At 65.9% G+C, this 17,993-nt stretch carries 17 protein-coding genes and 1 pseudogene; 13 read left to right on the forward strand and 5 right to left on the reverse strand.

Features of this window, described 5'->3' with window-relative positions; translation table 11 throughout:
• Positions 1 to 16: 16 nt before the first annotated feature.
• Both WT26_RS32635 and WT26_RS32640 read right to left on the reverse strand, forming a co-directional pair.
• The gene (locus WT26_RS32635; RefSeq protein WP_006480591.1) at positions 17 to 1,261 is read right to left on the reverse strand and encodes a sarcosine oxidase subunit beta family protein; all 1,245 of its coding nucleotides are present in this window, start codon (positions 1,259 to 1,261) and stop codon (positions 17 to 19) included.
• Positions 1,262 to 1,277: 16 nt separating this feature from the next.
• Positions 1,278 to 2,663: an L-serine ammonia-lyase gene (locus tag WT26_RS32640; protein ID WP_069274862.1), complete on the reverse strand. Its 1,386-nt coding sequence runs from the start codon at positions 2,661 to 2,663 to the stop codon at positions 1,278 to 1,280.
• Between the two features lie 281 nt (positions 2,664 to 2,944).
• On the opposite strand from WT26_RS32640, the gene WT26_RS32645 reads away from it, so the two are divergent.
• Together WT26_RS32645 and WT26_RS32650 are read left to right on the forward strand one after the other, a co-directional pair.
• Entirely contained in the window at positions 2,945 to 3,997 is a 1,053-nt protein-coding gene (locus WT26_RS32645) for a GlxA family transcriptional regulator (protein WP_069274863.1), read from the forward strand.
• A 111-nt stretch (positions 3,998 to 4,108) separates the two neighbouring features.
• Entirely contained in the window at positions 4,109 to 4,357 is a 249-nt protein-coding gene (locus WT26_RS32650) for a hypothetical protein (protein WP_059672653.1), read from the forward strand.
• 49 nt (positions 4,358 to 4,406) lie between these two features.
• Here the strand turns inward: WT26_RS32650 and WT26_RS32655 are convergent, their stop codons facing one another.
• Positions 4,407 to 5,054, reverse strand: a complete 648-nt coding sequence (locus WT26_RS32655) for a LysE family translocator (RefSeq protein ID WP_069274864.1) — start codon at positions 5,052 to 5,054, stop codon at positions 4,407 to 4,409.
• 163 nt (positions 5,055 to 5,217) lie between these two features.
• On the opposite strand from WT26_RS32655, the gene WT26_RS32660 reads away from it, so the two are divergent.
• Both WT26_RS32660 and WT26_RS32665 read left to right on the forward strand, forming a co-directional pair.
• A complete protein-coding gene (locus WT26_RS32660; RefSeq protein WP_069275220.1) occupies positions 5,218 to 6,138 on the forward strand; it encodes a LysR substrate-binding domain-containing protein in 921 nt (306 codons plus the stop codon).
• A 201-nt stretch (positions 6,139 to 6,339) separates the two neighbouring features.
• On the forward strand, positions 6,340 to 6,813 hold the full coding sequence (locus WT26_RS32665) for a VOC family protein (protein ID WP_069274865.1): 474 nt from the start codon (positions 6,340 to 6,342) through the stop codon (positions 6,811 to 6,813).
• A 54-nt stretch (positions 6,814 to 6,867) separates the two neighbouring features.
• On the opposite strand, the gene WT26_RS32670 is transcribed toward WT26_RS32665, so the two are convergent.
• A complete protein-coding gene (locus tag WT26_RS32670; RefSeq protein WP_069274866.1) occupies positions 6,868 to 7,107 on the reverse strand; it encodes a hypothetical protein in 240 nt (79 codons plus the stop codon).
• Positions 7,108 to 7,194: 87 nt separating this feature from the next.
• Complete coding sequence (locus WT26_RS32675) at positions 7,195 to 8,340, reverse strand: patatin-like phospholipase family protein (protein WP_069274867.1); 1,146 nt, start codon at positions 8,338 to 8,340, stop codon at positions 7,195 to 7,197.
• Between the two features lie 151 nt (positions 8,341 to 8,491).
• Here WT26_RS32675 and WT26_RS32680 point away from each other — a divergent pair, with 151 nt between their 5' ends.
• From WT26_RS32680 to WT26_RS32720, 9 genes and pseudogenes are all read left to right on the forward strand, one after another.
• Entirely contained in the window at positions 8,492 to 9,196 is a 705-nt protein-coding gene (locus tag WT26_RS32680; protein WP_059525098.1) for a FadR/GntR family transcriptional regulator, read from the forward strand.
• A gap of 61 nt (positions 9,197 to 9,257) precedes the next feature.
• A pseudogene (gene ltnD, locus WT26_RS32685) lies at positions 9,258 to 10,157 on the forward strand (L-threonate dehydrogenase); the annotation flags it as partial.
• 19 nt (positions 10,158 to 10,176) lie between these two features.
• On the forward strand, positions 10,177 to 11,475 hold the full coding sequence (gene otnK / locus WT26_RS32690; RefSeq protein ID WP_069274869.1) for a 3-oxo-tetronate kinase: 1,299 nt from the start codon (positions 10,177 to 10,179) through the stop codon (positions 11,473 to 11,475).
• Positions 11,472 to 12,110 (forward strand): aldolase, encoded by a 639-nt coding sequence (locus WT26_RS32695; RefSeq protein ID WP_069274870.1) that lies wholly within the window; start codon positions 11,472 to 11,474, stop codon positions 12,108 to 12,110. Before otnK ends, WT26_RS32695 begins: the two co-directional genes overlap by 4 nt.
• A gap of 105 nt (positions 12,111 to 12,215) precedes the next feature.
• Positions 12,216 to 13,541 carry an MFS transporter gene (locus WT26_RS32700; RefSeq protein WP_069275221.1) on the forward strand — a complete coding sequence of 442 codons (1,326 nt, stop codon included), beginning with the start codon at positions 12,216 to 12,218 and terminating at the stop codon, positions 13,539 to 13,541.
• Positions 13,542 to 13,598: 57 nt separating this feature from the next.
• Positions 13,599 to 14,375 (forward strand): 2-oxo-tetronate isomerase, encoded by a 777-nt coding sequence (gene otnI / locus WT26_RS32705; RefSeq protein ID WP_069274871.1) that lies wholly within the window; start codon positions 13,599 to 13,601, stop codon positions 14,373 to 14,375.
• A 28-nt stretch (positions 14,376 to 14,403) separates the two neighbouring features.
• Positions 14,404 to 15,375, forward strand: a complete 972-nt coding sequence (gene denD / locus WT26_RS32710) for a D-erythronate dehydrogenase (protein ID WP_069274872.1) — start codon at positions 14,404 to 14,406, stop codon at positions 15,373 to 15,375.
• 1,492 nt (positions 15,376 to 16,867) lie between these two features.
• Entirely contained in the window at positions 16,868 to 17,272 is a 405-nt protein-coding gene (locus WT26_RS32715; RefSeq protein WP_088505297.1) for a hypothetical protein, read from the forward strand.
• 372 nt (positions 17,273 to 17,644) lie between these two features.
• Positions 17,645 to 17,875: a hypothetical protein gene (locus WT26_RS32720; RefSeq protein ID WP_059638613.1), complete on the forward strand. Its 231-nt coding sequence runs from the start codon at positions 17,645 to 17,647 to the stop codon at positions 17,873 to 17,875.
• Positions 17,876 to 17,993 lie beyond the last annotated feature (118 nt).

Below are 17,993 nucleotides of genomic sequence, written 5' to 3' on the forward strand. Positions count from 1 at the left end.
GTTTTCTTCTCCTCGTTCAGTGCGCGACGGCGGCGGCGCCGTGCTCGTCGATCAGGTGGCCCGTGTAGAAGCGGTCGAGCGCGAACGGCGCGTTCAGCGGATGCGGTTCGTCGCGCGCGATCGTGTGCGCGAACACCCAGCCCGAGCCGGGCGTCGCCTTGAAGCCGCCGGTACCCCAGCCGCAGTTGAAGTAGAGGCCCTTCACATCGGTCTTGGTGATGATCGGGCACGCGTCCGGCGACACGTCGACGATCCCGCCCCACTGGCGGTTCATCCGCACGCGCGAGAACACCGGGAACATCTCGACGATCGCCTGCAGCGTGCTTTCGATGATGTGGAAGCTGCCGCGCTGGCCGAAGCCCGTGTACTGGTCGATACCCGCGCCGATCACGAGGTCGCCCTTGTCGGACTGGCTGATGTACGCGTGCACCGCGTTCGACATGATCACCGAGTTGACGACCGGCTTGATCGGCTCGGACACCAGCGCCTGCAGCGGGTGGCTTTCGATCGGCAGGCGCACGCCGGCCATGTCGGCGAGCGTCGTCGTGTTGCCGGCCGCGACCACCGCGACCTTCTTCGCCTTGATGAAGCCCTTCACCGTATCGACGCCGACCACCGCGCCGCCTTCGCGGCGAATGCCCGTCACCTGGCAGTTCTGGATGATGTCGACACCTGCGCGGTCCGCGCCGCGCGCGAAGCCCCAGGCCACCGCGTCGTGACGCGCGACACCGGCGCGGCGCTGGATCGATGCGCCGAGCACCGGGTAGCGGCTGTTCAGGTTGATCGTCGGCTCGATTTCCTTGATCTGCGCGGGCGTCAGGAATTCGGCGTCGACACCGTTCAGGCGGTTCGCGTTCACGCGGCGCTCGGTGTCACGCACGTCCTGCAGCGTGTGGGCCAGGTTCATCACGCCGCGCTGGCTGAACATCACGTTGTAGTTCAGGTCCTGCGACAGCCCTTCCCACAGCTTCATCGCCTTCTCGTACAGCGCGGCCGATTCGTCCCACAGGTAGTTCGAGCGCACGATCGTCGTGTTGCGCGCGGTGTTGCCGCCGCCGATCCAGCCCTTCTCGAGGATCGCGACGTTCGTGATGCCGTGCTCCTTCGCGAGGTAGTACGCGGTCGCGAGGCCGTGGCCGCCGCCGCCGACGATCACGACGTCGTATTCCTTCTTCGGTTCCGGGCTCTTCCACTGCTTTTCCCAGTTCTCGTGGTACGAGAGGCCGTTGCGGAACAGGCTGAATATCGAGTAGCGGCTCATGTTGGTGATCCTTCGTTTAGCATTCGATGACGTTCACGGCCAGACCGCCGCGCGACGTTTCCTTGTATTTCGTCTTCATGTCGGCGCCCGTCTCGCGCATCGTCTTGATGACCGAATCGAGCGACACGTAGTGCTGGCCGTTGCCCTTGAGCGCCATGCGCGACGCGTTCAGCGCCTTGATCGCACCCATCGCGTTGCGCTCGATGCACGGGATCTGCACGAGCCCGCCGACCGGGTCGCAGGTCATGCCGAGGTTGTGCTCCATGCCGATCTCGGCGGCGTTCTCGACTTGGGTCGCCGTACCGCCCATCACGGCGGCGAGCGCGGCGGCCGCCATCGAGCACGCGACGCCGACCTCGCCCTGGCAACCGACTTCCGCGCCGGAGATCGACGCGGTTTCCTTGTAGATGATCCCGATCGCCGCGGCCGTCAGCAGGAATTCGACGACGCCGGCTTCGTTCGAGCCCGGCACGAACTTCACGTAGTAGTGCAGCACGGCCGGAATCACGCCGGCCGCGCCGTTGGTCGGCGCGGTGACGACGCGCCCGCCCGCCGCGTTCTCCTCGTTGACGGCCATCGCGTACAGGTTGACCCAGTCGAGCATCGACAGCGGGTCGCGCAGCGACTCTTCCGAACGCGCGCGCAGGCGGGCATTCAGCTCGGCCGCGCGGCGCTTCACGCGCATCGGGCCCGGCAGGTCGCCCTCGACCTTGCAGCCGCGTTCGACGCAGGCGGCCATCGTGCGCCAGATCGCGAGCAGCCCGGCGCGCACTTCGTCGGCGGGGCGCAGCGCGCATTCGTTGCGCATCATCAGCTCGGCGATCGACAGCCCGTGCTCGCGGCATTGGCGCATCAGGTCGTCGCCGGTGCGGAACGGGTACGGCACCTCGACCGCCGCGCGCACGCCGTTCACGCGATCGCCGTCGCGGTTCACGACGAAGCCGCCGCCGACCGAGTAATACTCTTTCTCGACGAGCAGCTGGCCGTGCTCGTCGAACGCCTGGAAGCGCATCCCGTTCGGGTGCACGATGCTCGTGCCGCTCATCAGCTTGCGATAGAAGCCGATGTGCTCCTTTTCCTCGAAGCGCACCGTCTGCTTGCCGAGCAGCGACAGCGACTTCTCCGCGCGGATCGCGGCCAGCCGCGGCTCGATCAGGTCCGGATCGATCGTGTCGGGCAGGTGGCCCTCGAGGCCGAGCAGCACGGCCTTGTCGGTGCCGTGGCCCTTGCCGGTCGCGCCGAGCGAGCCGTATAGTTCGACCCGCACGCGGCGCACGAAACCGAGCAGGTTCGCGTCCTCCACGTGCGACGCGAAGCGGCACGCGGCGATCATCGGGCCGACCGTGTGCGAACTGGACGGGCCGATACCGATCTTGAACAGGTCGAACGCGCTGACGTTCATCTGGCTTCCTCTGGATGGGGGGACATACATCAAGTGACGTTGGGCACCAGTACATCAAAGCGTAAAATCGGCCGATAGAACAAAAGCGGCATCGGCGTGGGATACCGCCGCCAAGCGCCGCGCCGGCGGGCCGGAAAGTGCGTTTTGGCGATGGTTCGCGACGGAAAAACGCAAGTGCGCGCGCCATCGATCGGCGACGCTGGGGCATCCGCGCCGCCCGTGCCGACCCTGTAGAAAGTGAGACCTGGCCGCCCCGGCGCGCCGTGAAGAGATTGGCCGCGATGACACCCGACGTACCCGCTTCCCCCCTCGCAGAGCCCGCACCGCGCCGCATCCGCTTCGGCATCGTGCTGCTGCCGAATTTCACGCTGACGGCCTTCTCGGGCTTCGTCGACATGCTTCGGCTGTCGGCCGACGACGGCGACTACAGCAAGCCCGTGCGCTGCGCATGGAGCGTGATCGGCGAGACCCTCGCGCCGGTGCGCGCGAGCTGCGGGATCCAGATCACGCCATGGGAAACGTTCGACGCGGCCGAGCCGTTCGACTACGTGGTGGTGGTCGGCGGGCTGCTGCATTCGGGGCCGCAGGCGGGCCCCGAGACGCTCGACTTCATCCGCCGCGCGGCGGCCGGCGGCGCAACGGTCGTCGGGATCTGCACCGGCGTGTTCACGCTGATGCGCGCCGGCGTGCTCGACGGCTACCGCACCTGCGTGAGCTGGTTCCATTACTGGGATTTCATCGAGCGCTTTCCGGCCGCCGACCCCGACCTGCTGATCGCCGACCGGCTGTTCGTGATCGACCGGCGCCGCATCACCTGCTCGGGCGGCCGCGCGTCGATCGACGTCGCCGCCGCGATCCTGCTGCGCCATTTCGATCACGCGACCGTGCAGAAGGCGCTGCGCATCCTGCTGGTCGGCGAGATGCAGAAAGGGAACGCCCCGCAGCCGCATCCACCGGGCCTCGAGCCGGCGACCCACCCGAAGGTCAAGCGCGCGATTCTCCTGATGGAACAGCATGTCGGCCGGGCGCTGTCGCTCGACGAGCTCGCGAACAAGCTCGACCTGTCGACGCGGCAGCTCGAGCGGCTGTTCAAGGCCGAAACGGGCAAGAGCCCGCAGGCGTTCGCGAAACAGGTGCGGCTGCGCACGGCCGCGTGGCTGCTGACGAGTTCCGACCGCACGGTGGCCGATATCGCGTCGAGCTGCGGGTTCGCCGATGCGTCGCACCTCGGGCGCGAGTTCCGCAAGCAGTTCGGCGTGCCGCCGGCGACTTATCGGGAGCGCGGCGGGGAGGCCGCGGCCGTGCCTGACGTGGTCGAGGAAGAGGTGGACTGATCGGCGCCGGGCGGCTTGCCGAGCCGTTATTTAAGCCAGCGCTTACCGGGGAAGCCCCGAGTGCCGCACGACGCGCGTCCGCGTTACGCTTGAGCGACGAGGAGACGAACCATGAGAAGAGCTGTGCATATCGCTGTTGTCGCGCTGCTGGCGTATCTCGTTGCCGATCGCGCGTTGCTGCATGCCCGCGGGCTCGACGCCAGCCCGCTTGCGTGCAAGCAGGGCGCGCAGCGGGTGAAGCACGACGCGCTCGGCCAGGGCTTCGACGATGCCGCGGCCAGCAGTCAGGGCGAGGCATTCATGTCGGGCTGCCTGGTGACCGGGAGGGGGAGCCGGGACGTGACGATGTCGAGCAATTGACGCAGAAGGGCATCATCCCGATCACGGCGATACGCAGGTCTCCAGCACACTACGCTACGCCCCCGATCCCCCCGACGAACCCGGCGAGCGCAATCACGAGCAGCGCACCCGCCGACGAGGCCGTGATCCATCGTTGCTTGCCGTGAATCAGCGGATGGTTGATCGCGGCCATGTAGCCGGTCATGATCGCGAAATCGACCGCGATCCACAGCGCGGCCAGGATGGCCAGGCTCACGCGCGAATCCGGCGTGATGCCGACGAACTGCGGGAAGAACGCGACGAAGAACAGCAGGTCCTTCGGGTTCGCGATGCCGACGAGAAAGCCGCGCACCACACCCGGCAGACGCCGCGTCCCGGGCGTCGGTTCGGGTTCGCCATCGCTGCCGCCGCGCATGCGGCCGGCGCGCCATTCACCATGCAGCGTGCGGATTGCCAGGACGGCAATGAACACGCAGCCCAGCACATGCAGCCACTTGATCAGGCGATCGCTGACGAGCACGACGCCGAACACCATCAGCATCGCCCCCGCGATCATCACGAGGCTCGCGGCATTCGCGCCCACTGCAGTCAGCATGCCCTGGCGGAACCCGCGCCGCGCGACGGTGCCGACCACGAGCATGACGACGGGGCCGGGCGTCGCGATGAGCAGCACGATCGCGGCGAGATAGGCGAACAGCAGCGGGTAATGGAGTGTCATGAAAAAAAGTTGTTGGATGGTCCGACTCGCCCGCCGCCCGGCACGACCTCATGCCGGCCCGATGCTCGTGGCTGCGAGATGCGTGTAGTATTGCGCGTCAGGACCGCCGCTGAAAAACGGAAAATCCTGTCGAATAACATGAGTTTTATTCACATTGAACTCCGTGAAGGCCAAACCGCTCCCCCCTGTCTACGCGTTGCGCGCATTCGAAAGCGCCGCGCGCACCGGCTCGTTTACGCTGGCCGCCGAGGAACTGAGCCTCACGCAGAGCGCGGTGAGCAAGCACGTCAGGACGCTCGAGGCTTACTTCGGGCGGAAACTGTTCGTCCGGCGCGGCCCCAGGATGACCGTGACGGCGGAAGCGCAGATCTTCGCGTCGGGGCTGCGGCGCGGCTTCCGGCAGATCGAGGAAGCCTGCATGCTGTTCCAGTCGCAACGCGACGTGCTGCGGCTCAAGGCGCCGTCCACGCTCACGATGCGCTGGCTGCTCGATGCACTGGCCGCCTTTCGCAACACGCGGCCCGCGTTCGAGGTGCAGATCGCGAGCGTGTGGATGGATGTCGACACCGTCGATTTCTTCAGCGAATCCTACGATTGCGCGATCCTGCTGGGCGCAGGCAAGTTCGGCGAGGCCACGCAGTGCGTGAAGCTGTTCGACGAATGGTTGATCCCGATCTGCTCTCACGCGCTCGCGCCGGCGGCCCGTGCGAATCTTGCCGCGTGCGAGCTGATCCACCCGTCGCCCGACCGGCGCGACTGGCGCCGCTGGCTCAACGGAAGCGGACACGCGTTCGATGTGGACATCACGCGCGGGCAGGTGTTCGACATGCTCGAACAGGGCATCGCGGCGGCCATCGCCGGCCACGGCATCTCGATCGGCGATCTCGCGCTGTGCGCCGGCGCGATCGATTCGGGGCAGCTCGTGCTGCCGTTCAAGACGGCCGTCAATACCGGCGACGCGTACTACCTCGTCTGGCCGGACGACTCCGGCAAAGCCGCGCAGGTGCGCGAACTCCTCGCGTTCCTGGAAAGCCGGATGCCGCGCCTGACCTATCCGGACATTCGCTTCGCGGGTGTGCGCTGAGCTTGCTCAACCCAAACTTCGGATACCTGATCAGGAAGCGCTGCGACCGATCAACCGGGGTCGCGTCCGCATGACCGAAGCGCACAAAAAGGTGTGAAGTTTCTCTTCTCGACGTGTTAATTTTGGTGGCCTCTCTCCGTCGTCTCAATGGCGGCACGCAACTTGCCCGGGCATTTGGCCCACACTGACAGGAGACTCGCCATGACGATTCAGAAGATCACGCCGTTCCTCTGGTACGCGGCGGAAGCCGAAGAAGCCGCCACCTTCTATGCAGGCATCTTTCCGGACTCGCGCGTGAATCGGGTCACGTCGGTGACGGGCGCCGGCGCCACCAAGGTCGTCGAGTTCGAGCTGTTCGGGCAGCCGTTCTTCGCGATGAGCCACCCGCGCACCGACACGTTCAACCACGCGATCTCGCTGATGGTCAATTGTCGCGACCAGGCGGAACTCGACCGCTACTGGAACGCCCTGCTCGACAACGGCGGCACGGCCGACGCCTGCGGCTGGCTGCGAGACCGCTATGGCGTCTCGTGGCAGATCGTTCCGGAAGCGCTGATCCCGATGATGTCCGACCGCGACACCGTCAAGGCCACGCGCGTGGCCGGCGCGATGATGCAAATGACGAAGTTCGACGTCGCCGCGCTGCAGGCGGCCTATGCGGGGACGACGGATTGACGAAAGGCCCCGCGCCTCGTGCGCGCCACCGGGCGTCGATCAGGCTGGGCCCGCCTATTTCACCTGCGCGTCGGTCACGATGAACTCCTCGGCCGCCTTGCGCTGGATCGCGGCCATCATCGCCAGATCGTGCTTGCTGCCCGGCTCGCTGGAGACGACGCCGGTTGCGTGTTTCGCCTTCGCGCCCGGCGGGTAGAACACGAACGACGCGCCGGCCGGGGCGTCCGGCTGCGCGCGCAGGCGCTTGTTGAGGATTTTCAGGTACTTCTTCTTCGACACTTCCTTTGCAGCCATGACACCCTCCTCCATGGTTACGATCAGGGCAGCATACCAGCTTTGATCGCCGTCCCGGCGCGCCCGATCGCGGCTGCGCGAAGCGCATCAGACATGCGCTGCGCTGGTCGCGGCTTCGTCCGGGCTATAGACGCTCAATCCCTCGATCGGGTCCATCGGCGCCTCCCACGGGCGCGCCGCAATCGCGCGCATCGCGGCGTCGTAGCCGGCCTGCCGGCGGGCCGCGATGCCGGCCGGCGTGAAATCGATGTCCTTCAGCTGATTGTCGCTGGCGAGGCGCGGCGCCGCGAGCTTGACCAGGTGCATCGTGGTTTCGCATCCCCACGCGGCCAGCGCCCGGACTTCGGGCGTCACGCGCTCGGCTTCCGGCACGTGGCGGGCCAGTTCGCGGATCACATGGCGCAGCCGGTGGATCTGCTGCTGGCGCGCGATGTGGCTGTCGGTGCGGCTCGCGTACTGGATGTCCTTCTGCCGCTCCGACACCTGCCAGATGCTCTCGGGCTCCGGGCCGGCCGGATTCCACATCTGCACCGAGAAGATGATCGAGCTGCGGCGCGGATTGTCGTCGAGCACGACCTCGACCGGCGTATTCGAATACACGCCGCCGTCCCAGTAAGGCTCGCCGTCGATCCGTATCGCCGGAAACGCGGGCGGCAGCGCGCCCGAGCTCATGATGTGCTCGACGGTCAGCGAGTTGTGGGGGTCGCGCGAATCGAAATAGCGCATCGTACCGGTGCACGCGTTGACCGCGCTGACGGTCAGGCGCGGGTGGCCCGCGTTCAGCAGGTCGGGATCGATCAGCGACGCGAGTGTGTCGCGCAGCGGTGCGATCCGGTAATACGACGCACGATCGACGCCGAGGCGCGCCATCGGCCCGAGCCACGATGCCGGATTGGGCTGGAAGAATCCCGCGATGCCGCTGCCGATGATCATCATCTCGGCAAACAGCCTGTCCCAGCCCGGCAGCGAGACGGGGCCGGCGAGTTCGGTTCGTTCGGTCACGCGCCGCCAGAACTCCTCGAGGCGCCGATAGCGATGCTCGGGCGGATTTCCGGCGATCAGCGCCGCGTTGATCGCACCGATCGACGTGCCGATGACCCAGTCCGGCTCGATGCCGGATTCGCTCATCGCCTGGAAGACGCCGAGCTGGAACGCGCCCAGTGCGCCGCCGCCCTGGAGCACGAGCACGACTTGCCCCGGCAATTCCATTCGTTCTGGCTGGCTCACAAACATGGCTTGCCTCGCTGGTGCAGCAATGGCCGGACCCACCCCGGTTGATCCAGTGTAGTAGGCGATCGGCGCCGTGCCGATCGAGGGTTATTCCGGATGCTGCTGCTCGCTGAAATTTGTATGATGACCACATAACCTTACAAACCAGAGCACCATGTTCGAGAAAATTCCCGCCCGTGCGATGAGCGACCATGTCGCGCAGCAACTGCTCAAGCAGATCGAAGTCGGCAGCTTCTCGGCCACCGGCAAGCTGCCGACGGAGGCCGTGCTCGCGCAGGAATTCGGCGTGAGCCGCACCGTGATCCGCGAGGCGATCTCGCGGCTGAAGAACGAAGGCGTGGTCGAGCCGCGCCAGGGCAGCGGCGTGTACGTGAACCAGCACGGCGCGATCCGTCCGCTGCGGATCGACTACGCGGAAGCGGTCGAGGCCACCTCGCTGCCGCACCTGCTCGCGGTGCGCCGCGCGATCGAGGCCGAGGTCGCGGCCGAAGCGGCCCTGCACCACACCGACGAAGACATGGCCGACATCGACGATGCGCTGCGCAAGATCGACGATGCCGTGGCCGAAGGGCGCGACGGCGTCGCGGAAGATGTCGCGTTCCACCGCACGATCGCGGCCGTCACCGGCAACCCGTATTTCCTGAAGACGCTGCAGTTCCTGAACCAGTACCTCGAGGCCGGCGTGAAGGTCACGCGGCGCAACGAAGCGACGCGCGAGGACTTTTCGCGCCAGGTGCGCGAGGAACACGCGGCGATCGCCGACGCGATCCGCGCGCGCGACCCGATGGCCGCACGCAACGCGGCGCGCACGCACATGTACAACGCCGCCCGCCGTCTCGCGGAAGCCGGCATCTGCTGACGCCGGCGGCCGCGGCCGTTGCAGGCGCCGCCGCTGTCACGAACCTCTCCCGAATCGATCAAGGTTGACCATGTCACGAAATGTTGGAGTCATCGGCCTCGGCGCGATGGGCCTCGGCGTCGCCCGCTCGCTGCTGCGCGCCGGCCTGCGCGTGCACGCATGCGACGTGCGCGACACCGTGCTGCAGGCATTCGCCGCCGAAGGCGGCATCGCCTGCGCGACGCCGGCCGAACTCGGCGCGCAGTGCGACGTCGTCGTCACGCTCGTCGTCAATGCCGCGCAGACCGAAGCGGTGCTGTTCGGCGAGCGCGGCGCGGTCGCGGCGATGAAGCCGGGCAGCGTCGTGATCGCGAGCGCGACCGTCGCGCCCGAATTCGCGGTCGCGCTCGGCGCGCGCATCGAAGCGGCCGGCCTGCAGATGCTCGATGCGCCGGTATCGGGCGGCGCCGCGCGCGCGGCCTCCGGCGAGATGACGATGATGACGTCGGGCCCCGCCGCCGCGTACGCGGGCTGCGAGGACGTGCTCGCCGCGATCGCCGGCAAGGTCTATCGCCTCGGCGACGCGCACGGCATCGGCTCGAAGGTGAAGATCATCAACCAGCTGCTGGCCGGCGTGCATATCGCCGCAGCGGCCGAGGCGATGGCGCTGGGCCTGCGCGAAGGCGTGGACGCCGACGCGCTGTATGACGTGATCACGCACAGCGCCGGCAATTCGTGGATGTTCGAGAACCGCGTGCCTCACATCCTGAACGGCGACTACACGCCGCTGTCGGCCGTCGACATCTTCGTGAAGGATCTCGGCCTCGTGCTCGATACCGCGCGCCGCAGCAAGTTCCCGCTGCCGCTGTCGGCCACCGCGCACCAGATGTTCATGAGCGCGTCGAGCGCCGGCCACGGCGGTGAGGACGATTCCGCCGTGATCAAGACCTTCCCCGGCATCACGCTGCCGCCTGCCCGCTGATTCGAACGACGTACCCGCCATGACCGCTTCCGTTTCCCGTCCCCTGCTCGGCTGCATCGCCGACGATTTCACCGGCGCGACCGATCTCGCGAACATGCTCGTCAAGAGCGGCATGCGCACCGTGCAGACGATCGGCGTGCCCGCCGACGGTGCCGCGGACACCACGCTCGACGCCGACGCGATCGTCGTCGCGCTGAAGTCGCGCACGATCCCTGCCGCCGATGCCGTCGCGCAATCGCTCGCCGCGTACGCATGGCTGCGCGCGCAAGGCTGCCGGCAATTTTTCTTCAAGTACTGCTCGACGTTCGATTCGACCGACGCGGGCAACATCGGGCCCGTCGCCGATGCGCTGCTCGATGCGGCCGGCGGCGGCTTCACGATCGCGTGCCCGGCGTTCCCGGAGAACGGCCGCACGATCTATCGCGGCCACCTGTTCGTCGGCGACGTGCTGCTGAACGAATCGGGCATGGAACACCATCCGCTCACGCCAATGAAGGACGCGAACCTCGTGCGCGTGCTGCAGCGGCAGACGAAGGCACCTGTCGGCCTGATCCGCTACGACACGATCGCGCTGGGCGCGGCCGCCGTGCGCACGCGGATCGACCAGCTGCGCGCGGAAGGCGCGCGCTTCGCAATCGCCGACGCGCTGTCGGACCGTGACCTCTACGTGCTCGGCGAAGCCTGCGCGGGCTTGCCGCTCGTCACCGGCGGCTCGGGCATCGCGCTCGGCCTGCCCGCGAATTTCCGCCGCGCGGAGCAACTGCCCGAGCGCGACAACGCGGCGTCGCTGCCGCGCATCGACGGGCCCGCGACGGTGCTCGCCGGCAGCGCATCGAAGGCCACCAACGCGCAGGTCGCCGCATGGCGCGCCACGCGGCCGAGCTTCCGCATCGATCCGCTCGCGGCATCGCGCGGCGAACCCGTCGTCGACCAGGCACTCGCGTTCGCGCGCACGCACCTGCCGCAACCCGTGCTGATCTATGCGACCGCGACGCCCGACGAAGTGAAGGCCGTGCAGCAGGCGCTCGGCGTCGACGCGGCCGGCCATCTCGTCGAAGCCACGCTCGCGGCGATCGCGCGCGGCCTGCGCGAGCTCGGCGTGCGCAAGTTCGTCGTCGCCGGCGGCGAGACGTCCGGCGCGGTCGTGCAGGCGCTCGACGTGAAGTCGCTGCAGATCGGCGCGCAGATCGATCCGGGCGTGCCGGCGACGGCCACCATCGACGCAGCGCCGCTCGGCCTCGCGCTGAAGTCCGGCAACTTCGGCGCGGTCGATTTCTTCGACAAGGCGCTGCGCGCGCTGGACGGAGCCGCACGATGAGCGACGAAGCGAAACGGCGCGAAGAGATCTGCGTCGTCGGCGCCAGCCTGTACGCACGCGGCCATGCAGTCGGGAGCGCCGGCAACATCAGCGCGCGGCTGCCCGACGGCTGGCTGATCACGCCGACCGACGCGTGCCTCGGCCGGCTCGACCCGAACGACATCGCGAAGGTCGGCCTCGACGGCCAGCCCGTATCGGGCGGCAAGCCGTCGAAGACGCTCGCCCTGCATCGCGGCATCTACGCACGCAATGCCGAAGCGAACGGCGTCGTCCACACGCATTCGACGCACCTCGTCGCGCTGACGCTCGCGGGCGTATGGCGCGACACCGACGTGCTGCCGCCGATCACGCCGTACTACGTGATGAAGGTCGGCCATATTCCGCTGATCCGCTACCGCCGCCCCGGCGATCCGGGCGTCGCGGCGGAAGTCGCGGCGCTCGCCGACCAGGTGCGCGGCGTGCTGCTCGACCGCCTCGGCCCGGTGATGTGGGGGCCGTCGGTATCGCACGCGTCGTATGCGCTCGAAGAGCTCGAGGAAACGGCGCGGCTGTGGCTGATGACGAACCCGAAGCCCGAGCCGCTGTCCGAAGCGGCGCTCGACGAGCTCAGGCAAGCGTTCGGCGCGCGCTGGTAATTCGCCATTTCTGCCCGCCGTGTGCGCGGGCCCTGCCGTCAGCACACACCAACGACCGGCGTCGTACGCGCCGCCGGCACCCCCATCATTGGATTGGAGACGACGATGACTGCTCTCGACGCGGCCGCTGGCCGCTCGCCCACCGTGGCCGCCCGTTCGGCCGAACTGGATCTGACCTACAAGAAAGTGTTCTGGCGCATCGTGCCGTTCCTGATGCTCTGCTACGTGGTCGCGTATCTCGACCGCGTGAACGTCGGCTTCGCGAAGCTGCAGATGTCGCAGGATCTCGCGTTCAGCGAAACCGTGTTCGGTCTCGGCGCCGGCATCTTCTTTCTTGGCTATTTTCTGTTCGAACTGCCAAGCAACCTGCTGATGCACCGCATCGGCGCACGCATCTGGATCGCGCGGATCATGATCACCTGGGGCCTGCTGTCCGGGCTGTTCGCATTCGTGCAGACGCCGACGCAGTTCTACGTGCTGCGCTTCCTGCTCGGCCTCGCGGAAGCCGGCTTCTATCCCGGCGTGATCCTGTATCTCACGTACTGGTTCCCGTCGCATCGCCGCGCGAAGATCATCGCGGTGTTCATGTCCGCGATTCCCGTGTCGGGCATCTTCGGCAACCCGCTGTCGGGCTGGATCATGGAGCGCTTCCACGGCGGCTCGGGTTTCCACGGCTGGCAATGGATGTTCATGATCGAAGCCGTGCCGGCCGTGCTCGTCGGCATCGCGACGATCCTGTATCTCGACAACAGCATCCGCAGCGCGAAGTGGCTCGACGAACGCGAGAAACAGCTGCTGGAGGACGAGATCGCCGCGCAGCCGCAGGAGCAGCAGAAGCACGGCCATTCGCTGAAGGCCGTGTTCGCCGACCCGCGCATGTGGTGGATGTCGCTGATCTACTTCGCGTTCGTCACGGGCCAGTACGGCCTCACGTTCTGGATGCCGACGCTCGTGAAGTCGACCGGCATCACCGATACGCTGCAGATCGGCCTGCTGTCCGCGATCCCGTTCCTCGTCGCGATCGTCGTGATGAACCTGTTCGGCCACAGCGCGGACAAGCGCCGCGAACGCCGCTGGCACCTGATCGTGCCGGCGCTGATGGGCGCGGTCGGGTTTGCGGTCGCCGCGTCGTACTCGCACAATACGGCGGTGTCGATCGTGTTTCTGTCGCTCGCGGCGGGCGGCGTGCTGACCTGCGCACCGCTGTTCTGGTCGCTGCCGACCGCGTTCCTCGCGGGCTCCGCGGCCGCCGCCGGGATCGCGATCATCAACTCGGTCGGCAACCTCGCCGGGTTCGCGAGCCCGTACGTGATCGGCTACCTGAAGGACGTCACGCACAGCACGGCGTCCGGCATGTACGTGCTGGCGGCGATGCTCGTGATCGGCGCGATCGCCGTGTGGCTCACGCCGGCCAGACTGGTCAACCGCTGATCGACGCGGGGGCGCCGCGCGGCTGCCCCCTTTTTCTCACTGACAGGATCCGCTGCCATGCCGCGCTTCGCCGCCAACCTCTCGATGATGTACACCGAGCATGCGTTCCTCGAACGCTTCGCCGCTGCCGCCTACGACGGCTTCAAGGCCGTCGAGTACCTGTTCCCGTACGACTTCGCCGCGGAGGACATCCGTGCGCGCCTCGACGCGCACAACCTCGAACAGGCGCTGTTCAACGCGCCGCCCGGCGACTGGGCCGCGGGCGAACGCGGCACCGCATCGCTGCCGGGCCGCGAGGACGAGTTCCGGCGCGGCATCGACCAGGCGCTCGACTATGCGCGCGTGCTCGGCAACCGGAAGCTGCACGTGATGGCCGGGCTGATCGCGCCGGGCCAGGACCGCGCGCGCCATCGCGCGACCTACCTCGCGAACCTGCGCCATGCCGCGCAGGCCGCCGCCGCGCACGGCATCACGATCCTGATCGAGCCGATCAACCAGCGCGACATGCCCGGCTATTTCCTGAGCCGTCAGGACGACGCGCAGGCGATCCGTGCGGAAGTCGGCGCGCCGAACCTGAAGGTGCAGTTCGACTGCTACCACTGCCAGATCGTCGAAGGCGATCTCGCGACGAAGCTCCGGCGCGATTTCGCGGGCATCGGCCATATCCAGATCGCGGGCGTGCCCGAGCGCCACGAGCCGGATCTCGGCGAACTCAACTACCCGTATCTGTTCGAGCTGATCGACACGCTCGGCTACGACGGCTGGATCGGCTGCGAATACCGCCCGAAGGCCGGCACGTCGGAAGGGCTCGGCTGGCTCAAGCAGTACCTGTGATTCACGCATTTCCACGAGGGCAACGAACATGAAAGTATTGATCACCGGCGGCGCCGGCTTTCTCGGCCAGCGTCTGGCGCGCAAGCTGCTCGAGCGCGGCGAACTGAGCGGCCCCGACGGCCGGCTTCAGCCCATCACCGAGCTGGTGCTGCTCGACGTCGTCGCAGGCAGCGATTTCGGCGATGCGCGCGTGACGTCGATCGTCGGCGACATCGCCGAGCGCGCGGTGCTCGAACGCGCGATCGACACGCAGACCGGCGCGATCTTCCACCTCGCGGCCATCGTCAGCGGGCAGGCCGAAGCCGATTTCGATCTCGGCATGCGGATCAACCTCGACGCGTCGCGCGCGTTGCTCGACGTGTGCCGCGCGCGTGGCCACCGGCCGCGCGTCGTGTTCACGAGCTCGGTCGCGGTTTATGGCGGCACGCTCCCCGACGTCGTGCAGGACGATACCGCGCTGAACCCGCAATCGTCGTACGGCGCCGAGAAGGCGATCGCCGAGCTGCTGCTGTGCGACTACGCGCGGCGCGGCTTCGTCGACGGCCGCGTGCTGCGGCTACCGACGATCAGCGTGCGGCCGGGCCGCCCGAACGCGGCCGCATCGTCGTTCGCGAGCGGCATCATCCGCGAGCCGCTGAACGGCGAGGAAAGCGTGTGCCCGGTGCCGGGTTCGACGCGGCTGTGGCTGCTGTCGCCGCGCGGCGCGATCGAAGCGCTCGTCGCGGGCTGCGAAATCGACAGCGCGAAGCTCGGCAACAAACGCGTGATCAACCTGCCGGGGATTTCGGTGACGGTAGACGAAATGATCGCGGCGCTGCGCGAAGTCGCGGGCGACGAAGTCGTGAAGCTGATTCGTCGCGAACCGGACGAGCGCGTCGGGAAGATCGTCGGCAGCTGGCCGGGCCGTTGGGATACGTCGCGCGCGGAAGCCCTCGGGTTGAAGGGGGATGCGTCGTTTGTCGACGTGATCCGCGCGTATATCGAGGATGAGCGGCGCTGATTCGGTGGTCGCGCTTGCACGTAAAACCCTCGCATGCCGAACGGATGCGGGGGGTCTTTATTGGGTCATTGTGCGGTTGAGGGGGTACAACACCGATCGTCCGAGTTCGGCCAGAAGGAGTCAATCGACCCAGCTACCAAAATCGTCGACAATCGCTTTTTGGTATAACTGATCTCAACGCCATCAGCAATATTGAAAGGTGATTAAATGAGCAAGCTTCGCTGTCAGTGTGGTTACTTGATTTGCGACAACACAAGTTCCTTGCCCTACAAAGCGTCGATACTCAAGGACTTGCATTGTGAGTCGTTTTCGGACTGGCTTGTGAGTGAGCTTCAAAGCTACATAACTGCAGCCGAGCAAGGAAACATTCGTGAATGGCTTTTAAGTCGCGACTATTCCGAAGAGTACATTGCCCTTCAGCTGGATCATGGAAACGTACTCTACGATCACCTACATGGGCAGTTTCTCACGATCAATCGCACGGCATACGATTGTTCTGCATGCGGGCGAATTCACGTTGAGACGGTCGAAGACAATCGATTCGTTTCATATACGCCGGACTCGAAGAAATGCAATGGCGTCATGCGTGATCGAGTGTACAGCAAGTCTAATGCGACGAGGAATGAGTAGACGGAGTATCCGTTAGTGAGTTCAGCACAAATCACGTCGTCGAGCGACCGCTTCGGGTCGACAGCCGTCCGTCCATCCGGCGGGTAGCGGCCATGAACGGCCGTTCGACAACATTGCCTAAATCGTCGACAATTGGCTGTCGGCAACCGCTTCTAGTGCACCTCAAACTTCTCTATGTATTCCATCGCTCTCGGACCGCTTACATTGTATTTTGACGCAGCGATGATCACGGTGCCGAGCAATGGCGACTACGATTGGATGAACGAGGAATGGATCGATGTCCGACAGGAAATTGAAGTGGTTCAGTGTGGGACTTCGGCCACCGTTATTGGAGTGACGGGACGGTTTGCACAGAAAGGCCCACATGTAATCGAGGTCCTCTCCCCGCACATCTACGCAGAAAGCGAAGTCGTTGAACACCTTCTATCGAAACCCGATACGTCCGGCATAAGCGAGGATAAGGTGCGAGGCGCCATACGTACTACGCTCTTCCCATGGGGAAAGCTCGTGTCGTTGGCCTGGAGTGAGCTAGGCTACGCACCGGGTGGCACGGAGTATTGTCTGCTCCCGACCGGTGGTCCTGCGATCTCGACTGGGCATCTCCGGTTGGACTGGGCAGGCGTCCGTATTCGTCCTTCAGCGTGAAGCGATTTGGGTAAACAGGCTGTCAACTGAACCACCTTTCCGGCAGAGGTGAGTGTCTCTTGTGGGGCGACTTTAACCGACTGCCACAGATGGTTGCCGGCCAGGAACGGTCGCTCGATACCTCCATTAGAATCGTCAACAATTTGATGGACGGTCGCAAAGCCGTCCTCCCTTGCAACTAGGCTGCGATCGGCCAACGTCTTATCGAGCGATCACCATGGCGAAGCCCATATTGACAATACTGCTGAAGAGGCCGTTTCCGGACGCTTTTCGCTTTATCGAGGCGTCGCTTCAGCCTCTTGGATTTCTGCTTGTCAATCCCGAAAGCGGGCAGGTGACGCACTGGAGTGACGACGGCGAACAGATCCCGATATCGCGCACCAAGATTAGCGATGACGCATCTACGGGAACGGTTAAGAACGTTCAGTTTTGGAAGACCAACTGCGATGATCTATTCGTGTCTTGGGCTGATACGTCATCGGGGTGGCGTTTTTCCTTTCATCTTAACGGGGTCGCCCCGGAACTGAAGGTTGCATTGGCGACCGCGTTCTCGAATTCAGTTCTGATCGATCTCAAACTGCAGTACGAAAACGAGTGCGCTTTTAGAATCGATTTCGACTAGCGCTACACCCAACGACCGCTTTCAGGTGAATCGAGAGGCCGCTTCGGGTCGACAAGAGCCGGTCGTGCCTGCCTGGCCGCGGCCATTCACCACCCCCGCGTTGGGCGAGGGACGCACTGTCTCGGTTACAGCAGCACGCGGAACGTGCCACTGGGGCGTCTCGCCGACGCCACGTTGCGCGACGCGAAGAGCCGTCGGCGAGGACGAGTCGACCGAATAATTCAGGCGGTGCCGTGCCGACGGCACGTGTTGCGCAGTCTGGCGTCGTCCTGGAAGGCGCTGAAGGTGACTCCCGCATGCTGCAATGCACCCGCCGCATCGAACCCGTCATGCTAGGATTTCTGCGTTCAACGCTGGCGTCAGGAGGGCAGCATGGACGGATTCGTCAGACATCAGATCGAAGGCACATCCGTCGAAATCGACGTGGTCCCGGTCACGCCGCGCGGCTATTGCGCGCGCTTCCGCATTTTCCGCGACGCTTCCGACAAACCCGAATGGCATCAGGTCCACGTGTCGGACAGCGTGTTCGACACCCCTGAAGAGGCCGAAGAAGCGGCACGCTCGATGGCCGTCGAGCAGGTTCTGGCCGGCGGTGGATCGTAACGTTTTTCTTCGGCGATTATTCATTCCCCTCTGCCTTTGCACGCGTGACCGGTTCTGGTCGCGCGTCTTCTCTTTACTCCCGTTGAACGCTCAACGATCAGCGCGTGCTGTTCAAAGG

This window comes from Burkholderia cepacia (assembly GCF_001718835.1).
Classification (GTDB): Bacteria; Pseudomonadota; Gammaproteobacteria; order Burkholderiales; family Burkholderiaceae; genus Burkholderia; species Burkholderia cepacia_F.

Excerpts from the sequence above, each read along its gene's own strand:
- WT26_RS32635 (WP_006480591.1), bottom strand. The coding sequence starts at position 1,261 with ATGAGCCGCTACTCGATATTCAGCCTGTTCCGCAACGGCCTCTCGTAC.
- WT26_RS32640 (WP_069274862.1), bottom strand. The coding sequence starts at position 2,663 with ATGAACGTCAGCGCGTTCGACCTGTTCAAGATCGGTATCGGCCCGTCC.
- WT26_RS32645 (WP_069274863.1), top strand. The coding sequence starts at position 2,945 with ATGACACCCGACGTACCCGCTTCCCCCCTCGCAGAGCCCGCACCGCGC.
- WT26_RS32650 (WP_059672653.1), top strand. The coding sequence starts at position 4,109 with ATGAGAAGAGCTGTGCATATCGCTGTTGTCGCGCTGCTGGCGTATCTC.
- WT26_RS32655 (WP_069274864.1), bottom strand. The coding sequence starts at position 5,054 with ATGACACTCCATTACCCGCTGCTGTTCGCCTATCTCGCCGCGATCGTG.
- WT26_RS32665 (WP_069274865.1), top strand. The coding sequence starts at position 6,340 with ATGACGATTCAGAAGATCACGCCGTTCCTCTGGTACGCGGCGGAAGCC.
- WT26_RS32670 (WP_069274866.1), bottom strand. The coding sequence starts at position 7,107 with ATGGCTGCAAAGGAAGTGTCGAAGAAGAAGTACCTGAAAATCCTCAAC.
- WT26_RS32675 (WP_069274867.1), bottom strand. The coding sequence starts at position 8,340 with ATGTTTGTGAGCCAGCCAGAACGAATGGAATTGCCGGGGCAAGTCGTG.
- WT26_RS32680 (WP_059525098.1), top strand. The coding sequence starts at position 8,492 with ATGTTCGAGAAAATTCCCGCCCGTGCGATGAGCGACCATGTCGCGCAG.
- otnK (WP_069274869.1), top strand. The coding sequence starts at position 10,177 with ATGACCGCTTCCGTTTCCCGTCCCCTGCTCGGCTGCATCGCCGACGAT.
- WT26_RS32695 (WP_069274870.1), top strand. The coding sequence starts at position 11,472 with ATGAGCGACGAAGCGAAACGGCGCGAAGAGATCTGCGTCGTCGGCGCC.
- WT26_RS32700 (WP_069275221.1), top strand. The coding sequence starts at position 12,216 with ATGACTGCTCTCGACGCGGCCGCTGGCCGCTCGCCCACCGTGGCCGCC.
- otnI (WP_069274871.1), top strand. The coding sequence starts at position 13,599 with ATGCCGCGCTTCGCCGCCAACCTCTCGATGATGTACACCGAGCATGCG.
- denD (WP_069274872.1), top strand. The coding sequence starts at position 14,404 with ATGAAAGTATTGATCACCGGCGGCGCCGGCTTTCTCGGCCAGCGTCTG.
- WT26_RS32715 (WP_088505297.1), top strand. The coding sequence starts at position 16,868 with ATGGCGAAGCCCATATTGACAATACTGCTGAAGAGGCCGTTTCCGGAC.
- WT26_RS32720 (WP_059638613.1), top strand. The coding sequence starts at position 17,645 with ATGGACGGATTCGTCAGACATCAGATCGAAGGCACATCCGTCGAAATC.